This is a genomic window from Phyllobacterium lublinensis (assembly GCF_020164435.1).
GTDB lineage: Bacteria > Pseudomonadota > Alphaproteobacteria > Rhizobiales > Rhizobiaceae > Phyllobacterium > Phyllobacterium lublinensis.
Window position 1 is genome coordinate 112,668 of record NZ_JAIUDQ010000002.1, and the last position, 15,976, is coordinate 128,643.

The following is a 15,976-nucleotide window of genomic DNA, read 5'->3' on the forward strand; positions in this document are numbered from 1 at the left end:
CGGTTCTAATCTCCGCAGGTCGGAACCCCGGTGTATTTGTTGGATATTACTGGAGCAGGCGTCTCGCGAGCGCTGCCTCACCGTCAACGCACCGTCAAAAATGAAGAGCAGAACGCAAAAAAGGGCCCGCGGGGAGCCCTTTTTTGCGCGTTTAGTTTGCTGTCACTTCAAATCTTCAGGACAGTACCCACGGCTGTGGCTGCATTGAGCAACCCCGCTCCAAAAAAATACCTGGGATCGATGACATCTTCGTTGTCCGCATTCATACAGTCGGGGGTGAGGGGACGAAGACCCGGTCCAACAGTGCTGTTTTGGCTGGACGCTTCCTCAAGGATAGCCTTCACAGCTACACCGTCTAGTTTGGCCGATCCCCCGTGAACGGCACGGTGCGCTCGCTGGACAAGAGCAGCAACGCCACCGACCAAGGCTGCGGCTCCGGACGTACCGCCAAAGCTCGTATAGTAACCACCGCCAACGCCGGGATTGTTTGCAGAGGGGAGAAGTGATGACCAAGGCGCCTTTCCCTCATCATAACCAAAAACGCCGGGAAGGTCCGTACTCAGAAGACTGAAGTGGGAATAACAATATTCCTTCCCGGTATCGGCATTGTATTGGTGCTTGGCGGTGAAGGGAGACAGACGATTGATCCGCAATTGATGGCGATTGAATACCTCGCCATCGTCAGAGGGTGCAACGAGAGTGAGACCTTCGCCGTAATTGCTGTAGCCGGATCGGAAACCTTCAACTGTTACTGCGCCGACCGCGACAATACCATTATCTGGAGCTGCGAGGCTCGCCGGGTAGATCAACTGGCTTTCACCGCTGTTGCCGGCAGCGCAGATCACCGGGATCTTGCGGCTCACGGCAATGATCAGATGTTTGAGGATCTTCCAAATACGGTCCGGGTTGGAACCGGGCTGTGTTGCCTTTGGTTCAAGCTCTACTGGCCCCTGTTCTGCCACCGCGAGACGGGCAAACAGGTCCGCAGCATCACGATTTGCCCAGCGCTCCAGGTCAGCCTTCAATTCGTTCTTGGGTTGCATGGCGCTACGCTTCGGATCGGGTATGCCTCGGGGCATAACGATGACGTCAACGTTCTGTGAATATGCATAAAGGAATGCAGCAATGAACTGCACAGCATCCTCCTCGAACGAAGTCGTGATGTTGACGAGGCGCGAAAAAGGATCAGCGCCAAAATACGGCAATAAATTGGGATTCTTGTTGGGAAAGGTCCCTGTCGAATCTGGATTCGTGAAGATATATTCTGGTGGAGCCGGGACTTTGCCGTCCTCCGCCGGCAGGGCAGCGGGCTCGGCCACAATCAGACCGGCGCAGGCTGTGCCGTGCGATGCGAACATCGTGTTGGAGTCGAGAATACGGCGTAATACTCCTTGGGAGACCGCATATTCTGCCACGATATCGTCCAGGTAATCCTTGTCATCAACCGATAGCCCGAGGTTTCCGAGTCCGGATATGTCAAGTTCAGCGAAGAAGGCCTGTTTCTCCTCCTTGTAGGTACTGTCTGTCTCGTCGAGAATTTCCGCCGCTCGCGCACCATATTTGTGCGTCGACAAATCGATCGAAGCGCCATGATCGATCCGTGTCGTCAGGTTCGGGTGATCTGGTGATATCCCAACGTCGATCAGTGCCACTCTTGCGGGTGAGATTGCCCCCACGCCGGCAATGGTATCCCAGACCGAACCGGAAATGACCGGAGACGACGTGGTACGCAACGCGCTCTCGTTATTGGGGGGTATCGGATTTTTCGAGGTTCCGAAGTCGGCGGTAATTACTCCCAAAGCAGCCAAATGCCAGAGGTAATAATAGCCGGCAGGCGCAGGCTGTGTGTTGTCCGGTTGAAGGGCCATTTGTAACCTCATTTACGCTAGAGGAACCACTGAAGACAAATGCAATGGCTTCACACCCATTCCTTGTGCACTGCGTTATATGTCGCAGCGAACGCATCTCGCAGATAAGGAGCAAACCGCCGAGCCAGCTCACGCCCACCCTTCGTGTCGCTCGGATAATGGAGACCTGCCCATTCCCGATTTTCTGCAACATTCTGGGCAATGCGAGACAACTCTTCGGTTGCGGGATGCTCGGGAAGGATCGTGTTGAAAGCAAATGCAATGGAAAAGCATTGGAATGCGTGATTGCTGTGGAAAGACTCGTGAGCTGGAACGGCGAGAAGCGGACGTAGCCGAGGCTCGAACTGACTGGGTCGCAACCGATTGAACTTGTTCTTGTAAATAAGGCCGACATACTCGCACGCTGTCAGGATATTCTGGAAAAGCCCCTCGGTCTGTTCGAACCCGGCTATGTTCTCAATATAGAGAGGCCGCGTGAACTCGGCGACAGACAGCGAGGCCTCCTGTTGAATATCCGGGAGTCGTCTGGCCCGTTCGCGGTCACGCTTTTGCATTGACAGCATCACCTTGGTTTCAAGACGGGTGAAGTCGGGTCCGGGTGGTGGAGTAATGTCGAGCATTTCCCACGTGAACCGCGCGGCCGCTGTAAAGGCGTTGCGGGAGGGTTGCTGGTGCAGACGGCGTAATTGAAACGCAGGTATCAATTGTGCATTGCCAGGGCTTATTCCACCGAACGAACTTTTATTCTTGTTTTTGTTCTTGTTCAGGGATGACTTGTTCATGACCGTTTTGTTGGCAACGCCGCCACTCGCCAGAGCGGCTCCGGCCTCCGGCACTTCGGGGCTGACGATACCGGCTCCGTCTGTCGTCCGCGTGGTGAATGGCAAGGGAGGGCAAGGCGACACGTTGTCCGCGTCGACCTCAAATCGAAAACTGTTCAAGAATCGTATCAGCGGTGATTGGGGAGCAACCTTGACCATTTCGCATGTCCTTCATCTATTCGAGCCGAATATTGTTGAGGAAACTATCGGAGCTTGACGCCGGCTTTCGTAAGCCCGGCGATCAGCATCTTGCCCCCGCCGGTCTGAAGCAGCGGGTAGCGATTGTCCTGGAGGGATTCGATCGAGAAATTCGGTTCGACTGTCTCAAGTCGCTCCACGCACTTTCTTGCCAAGTCCATCTCGTCGCGATGCGCGTGGCTCGCTGCCAGGTAACGCAACAGAGAATTGAAATCCGGCCGCATCTTCAGGGCCTCTTCGCCTGCAGAAATCGCTGCGGCATGGTCGCCGGCAAGAGCGGCGCTGATGCACTTGGTTGTATCGAAATAATATTTGTGTGGGCTGTAAAATCCCAGATTCTGAACCCAGTTCGCCATGGCCATGGCTTTCTCGGGCTGCCCGGCATAGCAGTGCAGCATGGAATAGAGATCCCAGCCGAGTGGTTGGGCGGGGTTGAGCCTTATGGCTCTCTCGAACAATCCGGCGGCATAGTCGTATTCGCAGAACAGGAACGAATGGACGTGTCCAACGAGGGCAAGCGCCACGGAATTGTTCACATCCAACTCCAATGCCTTGCGGGCGTAGAATTGGGCTTCCTCGACTATCGTTGCATCATAGGCATTGAAACGTTGCCCCACCCGGAACGTTCGTATGAAGGCGAGCCACGCGTAAACCGAGGAGGAAGGCCGGTTGGCGGCAATTTTATGAAGAATGCGCTCCGCCCTGTCGAGATCGTCCCTGGAAAGTCGGAAGACCGAGTTGACCGCTTCGATCATGGTGGTTTCCCGCTCCCAGTTTCCTCCTTCGCCGCTGAAAAGAAAGCAACCGTGAACTTCATCAATCAGGTGATTGATCAAACCGTGCAACTGATTGGCTTCACCTCGTTCCAGATATAGCCGATCAGCGATGCAACTGTCTTTCCAGACCAGGCTGTGATCCGCCAACCGCAACACGCTGACCACGACAAGGACAGTCTGGCTGGAGAGTGTCAGTTCCAGCTGTATGCCGATGGGCGTTGCCAAGGAGATATCGCTGCTACCAGGGTTGCCACCATGCACGTCCGTCCAACCTCCTCCCCCGAACGAGAAGTCGGTAACGCGGATATCAGTCCCCTCGACGAGTGTTTTCTCGATGAGATTCAATATTCCCGACGCCAGGATCGGGCCATTTTCGCTTTGTCCAGCTATGCGGGGCGGTAGGATCGCAACGACCCATTGCCGCGAACCAATACTGGTAATTGAGCCAGGGGAGGACGATGCGTCGTCCGTTTCTCCGGACGCCGTTCTCTCATCGTCTTGGACCCGTTTACTTGCCGTCAAAGGAACGAGAGACGTCTGCCCCCGGCGTTCACGCGAGAGCTCGAGCTTTGGTTCGATTCTATGCTGTATCTGACCCTCGTCATAACGGCGCTGCCACACCTGTCGCTCAAGCGTCAGCCATTCCTCGAATTCGGGATCTCTGACGTCGACACCTTCGAGAAAATGTTCGGCGGCCGCTTCATCATCGCCTGCAGCGTGGCCACCAGCAAGGATTTCGTCAATATCCAGCCGTACCCGGTCCATGCGAAGCGATACCGTATTCTTGTCAGCCACCAGGATATCGCGTGCATCACCTAGGCACTTCCTGATATCGAGCAATGCCTGACGCAGACTGGCGGAGGCCTGATCTTCAGGGCGGTCGCTCCAAAGTTTGTCGCGGAGCCAGACCCGCGAACGGGATCCCCGCAGGGAAAGAGCCAGCATGGCAAGAATGGCTTGAGACTTTTGGGACTTTGGCGTCAGAGTCCTTCCCGACGGATCGGTGATCGCGAAGGGTCCGATAAGATACATGCGATAGGCCGCTTCGTGCTGCTGACTGCCGTCCATTACGGTGAGCCCCGGAGTAGCGTTGCGGGTTTCTTTATCTTTCTTAAAATCAGCCTCTTGCACCAAGTTTGGCACAAAACACAACTTTAGCAATATGTCTGAGGGCATTGGGAGCCGCAGACCATAACCAGGAACGCCCATTTCCGAAAGAACGTGCACAATTCCGCTCCCATTTTTGACGCTTGTCCTGAAATACAGGGCGCCTGTCATTCCAGCGTGAAAACATCGTGAATGACGGGAAAAAAAGAAACAGATGCATTATCCCTTCGATATGCCTATCCGCGAGAGGAACCGAGCAGGCCAATGAGCGCAGGATCATTCCGGCACAGGCGTGCTTCGATCCATTGACCCGTCCAATTGCAGGCATCCGAGAACAACTCGAAATGCCGGCTCCAATCCATAGAGCCGATCAGGATTGCGGCAGAACTCCCGGGCTCGAGCCGGATGCCCGAACCAGGGTAGCTTGGAATTTTACATGCACCCCTTGTTGAGGAAGTACTTCTCGATACTGGCCAATGCGCCCCCTTGGTATTCCTTAGGGTTGAGGTCGGCTATCAAATCTGGAATTGCGATCTTTGAGTTTGGGGAGTCGATATACTCCTTTAGAAGTGTGCAGTTCTTGTGATCTTGGACGACACGAAGCGCCACTGCTTCAAGAAACCCAACGCAGTATCCATATTTTCCGGAGTCCTTTGTGTTGCTGCACATCGCTTGGAGTTCGGCGAATGTCGGTTCTTGAGCGAGGGCAGGGATCGCAAGCAATGCGATAAGCATCGTAAACAGAATCCTGCACTGGTGCATTTTTACGGCGCATCTTGATGCCGAATTTGCAGGTACTGAAGCAGACATGGTTGTTCCCTCCCGGACAGCGGGACATTTGATCCACAGTGCATTATCTCGGGCATCGTGCCGCTTGACGCGCTTCACGCGCCTATGTCCGAGCCCCAGTTCAAGAAGAAGCCGACATCGCCCGGCATGCCGCCTGGGAAACTGATAATCATGGCCTTTAGGCGATATCCCTGGGGTTTTCCAAATTTCTGATAGCGATCATAGAACTCCTTAGCCTTCCCCTGGAGGGTGTCGGGCCAATTCTTGTCGCCACTGTTGATTGCGCGACCGCTGTCTGAACAAAGGTCTGAGGAGAAGCTGTAAACCATTGCCTCAAACTTGCCGTTCTGGACCGCTGCCGCCACGGTTCGGCGTACCGTCTGAATGTCCGCTTCGCTCACATGATTCTTGAGAAAGTCGGCAGCGAAGTTTGCCAGTTTCTGTTCCTGGACAGACTTGGCTTTCGCCTGTTTTTCCATTTCTTCCATCTCGCGCCGTATGACTTCCTGGCGAAGCTCGGCGGCGCTTAAAGGCATCGCGTTCACGTCAACTTCTTTTTTCTCTGACATCTCTCTGATCCACTTCGTCTGGAGTTAACATGCCAACGGCGCTCACAGCACGTTGGGTACGACGTTCAAAGCTGTCTCTGGGTCCGTGTAGTCAGCAGGTCGTTTCTGACGCTTGCCCAGATCGGGTGCGTCAAACTTTACCCTTTCATAGGGGATCGACTTGAGGATGTGGGAGATACAGTTGACCCTCGCGCGTTCCTTGTTCTCGGAAGGCACGATCCACCACGGCGCATGTTGGCTGTCGCTCATCTTCAACATCTCATCATAGGCACGCGTATAATCCCACCAGCGACGATAGGATTCCACATCCATTGGGCTCAGCTTCCACTGCCGCAAGGGGTCGTCGATCCGACGGCGGAACCGGCGCTCCTGCTCTTCCTCGCTGACAGTGAGAAAATATTTCAGCAGAATGATACCGCTTTCCACGATTGCTGCTTCAAAGCGGGGAGCCAGTTCCAGGAAGCGACGTGCTTTCTTCTCGCTGCAGAAGCCCATCACACGTTCGACACCCGCCCGATTGTACCAACTCCGGTCAAAGATGACGAGTTCGCCAGCGGCGGGGAGATATCCAATGTACCGTTGCATGAAGATCTGGGATTTCTCCCGGTCACTCGGTGTCGGGAGTGCGACGACGCGAAAAACGCGGGGACTGACGCGCTCCGTGATCCGTTTGATCATGCCGCCCTTTCCGGCTGCATCGCGTCCTTCGAACAAAATGACAATGCGGGCTCCTGATTTCTTTATCCACGCCTGCAGATGCGCCAGCTCAATCTGAAGCTTCTTCATCTCCTTATTGTAGCGGTCTTTGGCAACCTTCTTGTCCCCTTCACCGGCAGCCAGCTTGTTATTGTGCTTGTTCATTCTCTCTCCTCCGATAACTGGGTTGAAAATGCCGACGGCTGTTCTTCCTTCTTGTGAAAAGCGCGTATCGCGTCTTCCAGATCGTCGAAGACATATTCAGCACCCACGCGCTCGACCACACCGCCTCGTTCAAGGATCTCCCTTACCTCGGCATGGACTTCTGCAAGACACAGCCTCATGCCCTTGGCAGCGAGTTCTGCTCTGACCTGATCCAGCATTGCGGTGGCCGTGCTGTCGATCTGGACGATTGCGCTGGCGTCAATGACAAACCATTGCGATCCCGGAGGCAATTTGAGAACCGTGGCCCTGATGCGTTCTCCGACGTAGTCAGCATTGAAGAACAGGAGGCTGCCTTGAACCATATAGAGGATGAGACCCGGTATCAGGGTTGCCTCGGGGGAGCGATGCAGTTTGTAAAGGCCATCACGCCCACTTATCCTGCCAAGCAGCGCATCACGGGGATACATTGTCTTGCTCAACAGATAGACCAACGTTGCAGCGATAGCGATGATGACACCATTGAGTACGCCAAAACTTATCGCGCCCCACATTGTGATCATCGCGAAAGCGAATTCGGGACGGCTGATCTGCCAAATGCGCCGCAACTCGCCGATATCGATCAAGCTGAGCGCAGCTGAAATCAGGATAGCCCCGAGCGCAGGCAGAGGCAGGATGCGAAGGATCTCGCCAAGGTAGAGCAGGGTAGCGATCAAGATGGCTGCTGATACGAGCCCTACGACCTGAGACCTGCCGCCTGCCGAAAAGGAGATCGCCGTGCGCGAGTCTGATACGCTGATCGGAAACGCCCCGAAAAAGCCGGCGGCGAGGTTGCCGGCCGATAGCCCTATCAATTCCTTGTTTGCATCGACGGTCTCGCCCGAACGCGTCGCGAAACTGCGAACCGTGATTATGCCCGATCCGAAACTCACCAAAAAGATCGCCGCACCGCCGAGGATCATTTTGTCCAATGGCATGGCCCAAAAGGACGGGATCGAAAATGATGGAAGTCCGAGGGGAACGTCTCCGACTACTCTCACGCCCATTTCGCGAAAACCCAGAAGTGCTGAGAGAATTACGGACACGACCACCACAAAAACCGCACCAGGAATGGGAATTCGCCACGCGGTTACTGCTTGCAGGAGCACGAACATGCTCACACCGAGCAGGAGTGACGGCCAATGGATTGTCGCGCTTTTGCTGATGAGTTCCAGCACGGGTGCGACTAATCCATCGGAATCGATGTCAACTCCGGTGAGTCGACCAAGTTGACCGACCATGATCGATACAGAGATTCCGGCGAAGAAACCAACGAGAATAGGGCGAGACAGGAAGTGTGCGACAACACCGAGACGCAATAGTCGCGCTGCCAGGCAGATGCCCCCTACCACCAAAGCAAAAGCTGAGGCAATTGCAGCGCGGTCTACCGCCGCGTCCGCCGGTAACGATGCAACCACTGACGCTACGACCGCCGCCAGCACAGTCATTGTGGCCGCGTCAGGTCCTACGATCAATTGGCGGGAAGGTCCAAATATTGCATAGGCTATGGGTGGGGCTATGCTGGCGTAAATGCCTGTCTCCGGAGGCAATCCAACGATGGCTGGATAGGCGATAGCGCTCGGCAAGCCGACCGCTGCAACCGCGAGACCCGCGGCTATGTCACTTGACAGCCAACTCGGGCGATAACCTGCCAAACTTTTGAATACCGGCAAGGATTGGGCTTCCGCTACCATATTCGCCACTCCGATGGCATGGAAATCGAAAAGGCTTTGATGCGATTGGGGCTGTGAGCGGGGGCTTCATCGACAACATTGGTAAGAAAATTACGCTCTCTCTCCGGGAGATCGAACTCGACGCTCAATCGAATGCGATCCAGTTGTTCAAGGATGTAAGCATCGGCCAGTTCAATTTGTGAGTTGGCCGACGGACCCATCAAAACAACGCCCACTTCTTGTTCCCCCGAACAACAACTTTAGCCACAGCTGTATGTTACAGTATTTTACGTCCCTGTCTGCGATTATTGCAATATAATCGAAGGCCGTACCGGGTGCGGTGTACGACTTCGACAAAGGTGCCGATGACAGCGCAATTCGGGGGATAATGACATAGGCCGTCAGGGGTTCACCAACCAATGAATGGGAGTTAGGGTTTGTTGTGGTCCGCGCGGCGGTTTATCAGACCAGGGGCGATCGTTAGGACAGTAATCATGAATCTCGCCCTAATTCGGCTGATGATTACGTTACCAGTTAGTGGCATTCTGAATTTGAACCCCGGCAACCGCAATTCTTTGATATGTTTTCACTCTAATTGCCGCAAAGGCTTAAAACATGCTTCAGCCGCGCCAGGACATTACCCGTTTGACGCTAGCTGTCCTCTTCATCGGGGGGCTTCTCGTCAGTTCGATTTGGATCATGCTGCCGTTTCTCGCCGCGATTATCTGGGCGCTGACTTTGGTCATCGCAACGTGGCCCTTGATGATTTGGGTGCAGCGTCACACGGGCAACCGTCGCAACGTCGCCGTTCTCATCATGACGGGTTTGCTTCTGCTGATCCTTATAGTGCCGTTCTGGTTGGCAATCAGTCTTATCATGGACAATACGGACCGGATCACGGAGTACATTCATATCGGGTTTAACCTCAAACTTCCGCAGCCTCCAATCTGGTTAGGTGACATTCCGCTGGTCGGTGAGCGCCTGCGCTCCAGCTGGGAAAAAATCGGAATGCTGGGGGTGAATGAGCTTGGACCAAGGTTGAGGCCTTATGCCGGCTCCCTTGCGCACTGGTTCGCGACCGCTGCGGGAAGTCTTGGTGGCGTTCTCCTTCAATTTCTTTTGACAACAGCGATCGCCGCAATCATTTACGCCAATGGCGAGAAAGGGGCCGCAACCGCCATCCGGTTTGGCCGTCGGCTCGGAGGTGACCGGGGCGAAATGGCGGTGCGCCTCGCTGGCCAGGCCATCCGCAGCGTCGCCCTCGGCGTCGTTGTCACCGCAGTGGCCCAAACCGCCGTCAGCGCAAGCGGCCTGCTGATCGTCGGCATTCCATATGCGGGCGTATTGACGGCCCTGATCTTTGTCCTTTGCCTGATGCAGATTGGCCCCGTCCTTGTGTTGGCACCGACGGTCCTCTGGATGTACTACAGCGGCGACACCCTGTGGGCGTCCGTCCTTTTGCTGGTCGCAATTGTTGCCGGCACGATGGATGGGTTCCTGCGTCCGATCCTGATCCGACAAGGTGCCGATCTTCCTTTGTTGCTCATATTTGCGGGCGTTATCGGTGGCCTGATCTCGTTCGGTATCCTGGGAATATTTGTAGGGCCTACATTGCTTGCAGTCGCCTATGTCCTCTTGGAGGCCTGGATGGCGGAAGGGGATCCCACTTCCCGTCAGGTTGCTGCTGAAGACTTGCAGTCGGGGCCAACGCCGCCGCCAATATGAGGCGGGATTGTCCCGCCCCATTACGTCAACGAATGTGTGGTGCCGGTCTTTCGCTCGAGGCGACACGCCCGGAGTGCCCCTGGCTCTATGACTTGTAGTCCGCGAAAGCAGAACTCATGATGGCTTCTTCCTGACGGATCCTGATGATCAGCGGAATAAGGTAGATCGGCAACCCCACAATAAGTGTCCAGAACGCATTGAGCGCCAAAGCAAACCCTACCAACTCCGGCAAGATGTTGAGAAAGTAATTGGGGTGGCGAACATAGGCGAAGAGGCCGTTACGTATCAGGCGATGATTTTGGCTGATCATGATTTTGATGGTCCAAAGCTCACCGAGCGACCGCATTACAAGGATCAGGATCAGAGCAGATGCGATATAGAGCACCACACCTATAGTGGCGACCGTCGTGTCGATTGACGGCCTGTATGCCGCTTCAACGGTGGCGGCGATATAGAACAGGATATGTACCGCCGCCAAGCACTTGCTATTTGTGGCACCATATTCCTTTGCGGAATTCTTCCTGAGATTTCGCTCGTGGGTTCTGGAGATTAATACGGTCAGCAGACGCCAGGCGTAAGCGGCGCATATGAACAGGACCAGATAGGGATTCATTTTTACCTCAGCGTTGATCGGATTGGATCATTGTTGGAAATGACTTCAGGGCGGCTGTGCCGCGCGCTGGCGGGGAGCGGGGAGACATACTCGGTCTCCCAGAGCGGTACAAGCGGATGGGGATAGTGCCCCCGTGCCCAAACAGATTGGCGGCAAACTTCGGAGAATCCCTGCTAACGGGAGAAACTTTTTCGATAGCTGGCAGGCGAGATCGAAAACTTGCGCAGGAAGGCACGACGCAACGTAATGATGTCACCAAATCCCGATTGCGTCGCAACCGACTTCATCGGGATTTTTGCGTCCTCCGCCAGACGCCGAGCAGCCTCCAAACGCATTGATTCCACATATTGCGCAGGAGTCATCTGTACTTCCTGTTTGAACAAGCGTGCAAAATTGCGCTCACTCATGCCCACGCGCTTCGCGAGCTCGGGCACGGCCAGATTCGCCGACAGGTGGTCATTGATGAACTCTTGAGCCGTTCTTATCGGCGACCTCTGGGCAGTTTGTGCGATCAAATGTGTACTGAACTGAGACTGGCCGCCAGGCCGCTTCAAAAACACAACGAGCTCTCGCGCAACTGCAAGGGCGATGTCCATACCGACATCTTTCTCAACCAGTGCAAGTGCCAGATCAATGCCTGCCGTAACACCGGCCGAGGTCCATACTTTGCCGTCGGAAGTAAAAATACGGTCGGGCTCCAACCGGACGTCGGGATATCGGCGGGCGAACTCGCCCGCCTGCGACCAGTGTGTTGTAGCCCGCAGCCCATCAAGCAGACCTGCCTCTGCCAAAACAAAGGCTCCCGAGCATACCGACCCAAATCGGTCGGCCTGTTTGGATACAGACTTGACCCAAAGCAGAATCGCCTCTGATATTGGCCGCTCCTGGATTTGTGGATCGCCAGCAATCAGCAGGGTGTCGATCTCGCCAGGGGGTTCGTAAATCGTTCGATCGACCATAACCTGTACCCCGGATGATCCTCGGACTGGTCCCGGCTTCGTACTGACAATCTCAATGGTATAATATCCATACCCCAACTGACGGTTTGCCTCGGCAAACACGTCGGAGGGTCCAATAACATCGAGAAGCTGGACTCCTGGCATGGCCAGGATAGCGACTTTTTTCATTTACCGGACTCCAGCCGGAACAATTGGCCCGAAAAGACGATGAGCAGCGTCCGGACAAACAGCACGGCGATCGCAACAGTCAGAAACACGAACAAAGCTATTGCGAAAATCTGCAGCAAGGCACTGTCAACTTCTGATGAATAGCGGAACGTGGCAATGGAAAAGGCAGCGAGCGGAAAGCTGATTGCCCACCAATTCACACCAAAGGGAATGTCGGCACGAAAGACCTTCGGAGCGAGAACCAGCAGCATGAAGAATGCGTAATAAAAGAGTGACGAAGCGAACATGTCGACATGACCGGTGAGGTTCGTATAGGCCAGATACCCTACGGCAAAGGGTGCAATCAGAACCAGCAAGGACGGACGCATGGGCATGGGCATGGCCTCGTGATGGCGTAATCGGCTGAAGATCAATACAACCAGGACACCGGCGACAACCGAACCGACGGCGAAGGCAAGCATATTGACTTCGTGAGCCCATGCGAACGGCATGGCCGATCCGGTTACAGCAATGTCAAGCGTGGCAACCCCCGGTATCAGCAAGGCAGGCAACGTATCCTCTCCCTTGTGCTGTTTGCTTACAAAACGCTGCATGACGGCATAGGCGATTATGAAGGTCAGTATCGTACCGGCAGTCCAGACAGACTGTCCAACGATGGCATCATACGGACCCAGGAACGAGGACAAGAGAAGCATGCCGATGGCGATCGTGGCGAAAAAATTGTTCATGACCGGATGGCTATACTCGGCCATGATAGCACTTGGATGGCGCGCAAACTTCATGCCGTAACCGAGCACAAGACCAACAAAGACAGCGACGGCGATCCAGCCGATCAATTCTCCGGGAAGCACATTGACGAAACCGAGCTTGGCGGCCTCCCGCCAAGCCAGGCTCAGTCCGGCAATACCCATGACGGATGCGAAGAGATTGACCGGTAGCATCCGTATGGAATGCTTCGGTTTCGATTTCATCGTGACCTGATCGTTCAAAACGAACTCGGACATAATAGAGCTCCTGTGAGGCAAGAATTTTCCAACGCCTATGTAAGCAGTCCGGAGTTTGTCTGATATAGTGCATTATATACGAATCCTGCCAAAACTTGGCAGGATTCGGCCGATCCAAGGTCTGGGGTTCCCTCAGACGCCATTCATGCTCATGGATGAGGACATGTCAGTGCAACACAGGCTGCTGCGCGCCAAGCAACGCTTTTGAATTTAGACACCACTTCACGTCACAGCTTAACGAATGCCCAGGCTGTGCCTTGGCCTAGCAATGTCATTTTGACTTGAAGTTATCGTTGGGCCTTGTCGTATTGAAGCGTTGCACAGTGTTGTAGCGCAGGTTTTTGATTTCAACGACGCCACCTTCTAGAACCGTGTAGATGACTTCCCCATTCTTGGCCGTGGCGGTTTCACCGGGCTTTCCCTCGCCTCGTATGATCTTGTTGATGGTTGCGTACTGCGATGCGCTTTCCTCGGCAAATGCATAGGGCAAATGCAATCCGAAGGCGAAGACCAAAGCGAGAAATGCCATGGATATCCTGTTCATGATCATTCCTTCAGCGCAGTAAGCGGCAAGCGAGCCCTGCCATTCCAACTCGATCGGGTTTCATGTGGCGAGCGTCATTCCCCGAAGTGAAGGTGCTGAGTGGATGCATGTCATGAGAGCGAGCCAGTTCTGTCTCCGGAGGGGACCGCCGTCCAACTCCATTGGCCATCCTGCTCACACGCCAGTTTCATGTCATACAAATTCTCACCTGCACCGGTTATACCGCAATTTAAGTAGGCTATCGAATGCGCGGAAAGCGTACGAAGGACATTGTAGAATTCTTCAACCTCGAGTGTGGTGTCAAGCCGATCAAGGAATACGAATCGGGGCGCCGCAATAATGATACCAATCAGCGCCAGCAGCTGTTGCTCACGCAGCGAAAGTACCACCCCCCAGTCCCGGTCCTTGTCCAGGCCACCTGTCTGGCCGATATCGAGATTGAATTCCTGCAGAAGATGGAGAATCTGGTCATCCGATATTTCAGCGGTCCTGTCGGGCGCCACCAGAGTCTGTCGCAACGTGCCTGGCATCAAGTAAGGCTGCTGTGGGAGAAACCGAATACTGTCATGGCTTGGACGTGTGATACGACCGCTTCCCGCGGTCGGAATACCGGCTGCCGCCTTGAACAAGGCCACGCCTGCCACCTGATGGGGTCCCGTGATCAAGACACGAGTGTTTGCATCGACGGATGCTGAGAAATCTTTCAATACGGGCTTTTCGTCGGATGACAGCAAGGTCAACTGCTCGAAAGCCAGGCGCTCTGCCTCGACGATCTCGATTGCTGACGGCGGTGCGGGGGCATGCGATTGTTCGAATGCCTCGATGAGGGAGCTCAGCCGGGTGACCACTGCAGCGAAATTCGAAATCGACTGGAACTGTGTAACGATCAAAGAGAATGCACCCACAAGCATTGCGAACGCTGCGGCCGACTGGGTAATGACTCCAAATTCGACATCGCCCCGGATGAAGGCTGGGGCAACGATGAGCGCTGGTATGATCTGGATCAGCCAGTTGTATCCCGTGGTAAAGAATCCCAGGTTCCGATTGACGGCTATGATCTGGCGAAAATTGCCGATCGCTTCATCCAGGCGCTGCAGAACTCGTGCATGCTGTTGCTGTTCACCCTTCGCCACCATGATGGCTTCGGCGCTCTCTCGAATCTCAATGAGGCCCGAGCGGAAGCTGGCCTCCCTGTCGAGCTGGTCATAGTTCAGCTTGATGAGGGGGCGGCCGAAAGTAATTGTCAAATAAGAGCCGCAAGCAGCATAGAAGACGGCCACGCCAAACAGCAACGGGCTGATGGACCATAAAACGCCTGAAAAAGCCAGGATCGTGAGGCCGCTGTTGAATATCATAATGATGAACGACAACGTGGTGGTCGTGAACGCCCGAACGTCTTCGGCTATGCGCTGGTCGGGGTGGGTGAGTTGTCCCGATGCACCAAGGTGGAAATAGGTGGCATCGGACAGATAGAGTCTGACTGCCCGCCGGGTAAGGAACTCCCTCCAGAGGAGTGCCAGACGCTCCTCGGTAAATCGCGCGAAGACTGCGACTACTGTGGAGGCCGCAAATACGCCGATGTAGAAGATCGCTTGCTGGGTGAATTCCGCCGTCTTGCGGTCGGCAATGGCAGTCATGAAGTTCCTGCCGACGTAACTGTTGACAACGTTCAGTACGTTAATTCCGCACAGGAGAAGCACCAAGCCGGCAAGCATCCACTTCGCCTTCATGCCGGCGTCGGAACTCAAGAAGAGCTTTGCTCCGCGTAAGAAGCGAGCCGCTGTTATTTTAATGGGCGGTTTCTGCTTATCTGTGGCCAAGCTTCTTAAACCCTTCCCTCTTGAACCGACTCGAAGCCATGCCAGCTTCCCCCAACAATGCGCGCTTGTGGAATCGAACGATATTATACGCGGGACTATGTCTTACAGTGCCTTGGCATGATGGCCGCACTCAGCCAATCACATGAGGACAGGAAATGACATGATGAAACTCGCATCGATTTGCATCCAGTCCGCAGACCATCATGGACTGCATCCTCCGCCACCTCGGACTCTCGCCCTTCATCCTAAACCAAGTCGTCGTGCATCTCCACATGCGGTGCCACGCCGCACAAACCGGCTGGTTGCATCCCTTGGCGGCTTATCGGTTAGTTCTCTCTGTTCGTGAAGACAGGTCGACCAATCCCGGAGGCTAGGGTCTCATGCCCTGCGCACAATACAAGGATCTTGCCTCTTCAATCATTGTGGGAAACAGGCATTCACGATC

Annotated in this window: 14 protein-coding genes; 1 reads left to right on the top strand and 13 read right to left on the bottom strand. The window is 54.7% G+C overall.

From position 1 onward, the window contains the following. Positions 1-167 precede the first annotated feature (167 nt). The 8 genes from K9U38_RS03540 to K9U38_RS03575 form a co-directional block, all read right to left on the bottom strand. The gene (locus K9U38_RS03540; protein WP_224492970.1) at positions 168-1,868 is read right to left on the bottom strand and encodes a S8 family serine peptidase; all 1,701 of its coding nucleotides are present in this window, start codon (positions 1,866-1,868) and stop codon (positions 168-170) included. 50 nt (positions 1,869-1,918) lie between these two features. Next, a complete protein-coding gene (locus tag K9U38_RS03545; RefSeq protein ID WP_370631818.1) occupies positions 1,919-2,650 on the bottom strand; it encodes a phosphatase PAP2 family protein in 732 nt (243 codons plus the stop codon). Between the two features lie 242 nt (positions 2,651-2,892). After that, a complete protein-coding gene (locus K9U38_RS03550) occupies positions 2,893-4,872 on the bottom strand; it encodes an SARP family transcriptional regulator (RefSeq protein WP_444357259.1) in 1,980 nt (659 codons plus the stop codon). Positions 4,873-5,202: 330 nt separating this feature from the next. Continuing rightward, the gene (locus K9U38_RS03555; protein ID WP_224492973.1) at positions 5,203-5,580 is read right to left on the bottom strand and encodes a hypothetical protein; all 378 of its coding nucleotides are present in this window, start codon (positions 5,578-5,580) and stop codon (positions 5,203-5,205) included. Between the two features lie 74 nt (positions 5,581-5,654). After that, positions 5,655-6,128 carry a Urb2 domain-containing protein gene (locus tag K9U38_RS03560; protein ID WP_224492974.1) on the bottom strand — a complete coding sequence of 158 codons (474 nt, stop codon included), beginning with the start codon at positions 6,126-6,128 and terminating at the stop codon, positions 5,655-5,657. Between the two features lie 42 nt (positions 6,129-6,170). Beyond that, the gene (gene ppk2, locus K9U38_RS03565; RefSeq protein ID WP_224492975.1) at positions 6,171-6,989 is read right to left on the bottom strand and encodes a polyphosphate kinase 2; all 819 of its coding nucleotides are present in this window, start codon (positions 6,987-6,989) and stop codon (positions 6,171-6,173) included. Further along, a complete protein-coding gene (locus K9U38_RS03570; protein ID WP_224492976.1) occupies positions 6,986-8,719 on the bottom strand; it encodes a SulP family inorganic anion transporter in 1,734 nt (577 codons plus the stop codon). Before K9U38_RS03570 ends, ppk2 begins: the two co-directional genes overlap by 4 nt. Next, positions 8,713-8,934 carry a hypothetical protein gene (locus K9U38_RS03575; RefSeq protein ID WP_224492977.1) on the bottom strand — a complete coding sequence of 74 codons (222 nt, stop codon included), beginning with the start codon at positions 8,932-8,934 and terminating at the stop codon, positions 8,713-8,715. Before K9U38_RS03575 ends, K9U38_RS03570 begins: the two co-directional genes overlap by 7 nt. A gap of 379 nt (positions 8,935-9,313) precedes the next feature. Between K9U38_RS03575 and ydiK the strand changes: the two genes are divergently transcribed. Continuing rightward, complete coding sequence (ydiK, locus tag K9U38_RS03580) at positions 9,314-10,423, top strand: AI-2E family transporter YdiK (RefSeq protein ID WP_224492978.1); 1,110 nt, start codon at positions 9,314-9,316, stop codon at positions 10,421-10,423. Between the two features lie 85 nt (positions 10,424-10,508). Here ydiK and K9U38_RS03585 read toward each other — a convergent pair whose 3' ends face one another. The 5 genes from K9U38_RS03585 to K9U38_RS03605 form a co-directional block, all read right to left on the bottom strand. Then, on the bottom strand, positions 10,509-11,036 hold the full coding sequence (locus tag K9U38_RS03585) for an isoprenylcysteine carboxylmethyltransferase family protein (RefSeq protein ID WP_224492979.1): 528 nt from the start codon (positions 11,034-11,036) through the stop codon (positions 10,509-10,511). Positions 11,037-11,209: 173 nt separating this feature from the next. Beyond that, a complete protein-coding gene (locus K9U38_RS03590) occupies positions 11,210-12,163 on the bottom strand; it encodes a GlxA family transcriptional regulator (RefSeq protein WP_224492980.1) in 954 nt (317 codons plus the stop codon). Then, positions 12,160-13,167, bottom strand: coding sequence for an SLAC1 anion channel family protein (locus K9U38_RS03595; RefSeq protein WP_224492981.1), 1,008 nt, complete (start codon positions 13,165-13,167; stop codon positions 12,160-12,162). Before K9U38_RS03595 ends, K9U38_RS03590 begins: the two co-directional genes overlap by 4 nt. 271 nt (positions 13,168-13,438) lie before the next feature. Continuing rightward, complete coding sequence (locus K9U38_RS03600; protein ID WP_224492982.1) at positions 13,439-13,711, bottom strand: hypothetical protein; 273 nt, start codon at positions 13,709-13,711, stop codon at positions 13,439-13,441. Positions 13,712-13,821: 110 nt separating this feature from the next. Further along, positions 13,822-15,441, bottom strand: coding sequence for an ABC transporter ATP-binding protein/permease (locus K9U38_RS03605; RefSeq protein WP_444357261.1), 1,620 nt, complete (start codon positions 15,439-15,441; stop codon positions 13,822-13,824). Positions 15,442-15,976 lie beyond the last annotated feature (535 nt).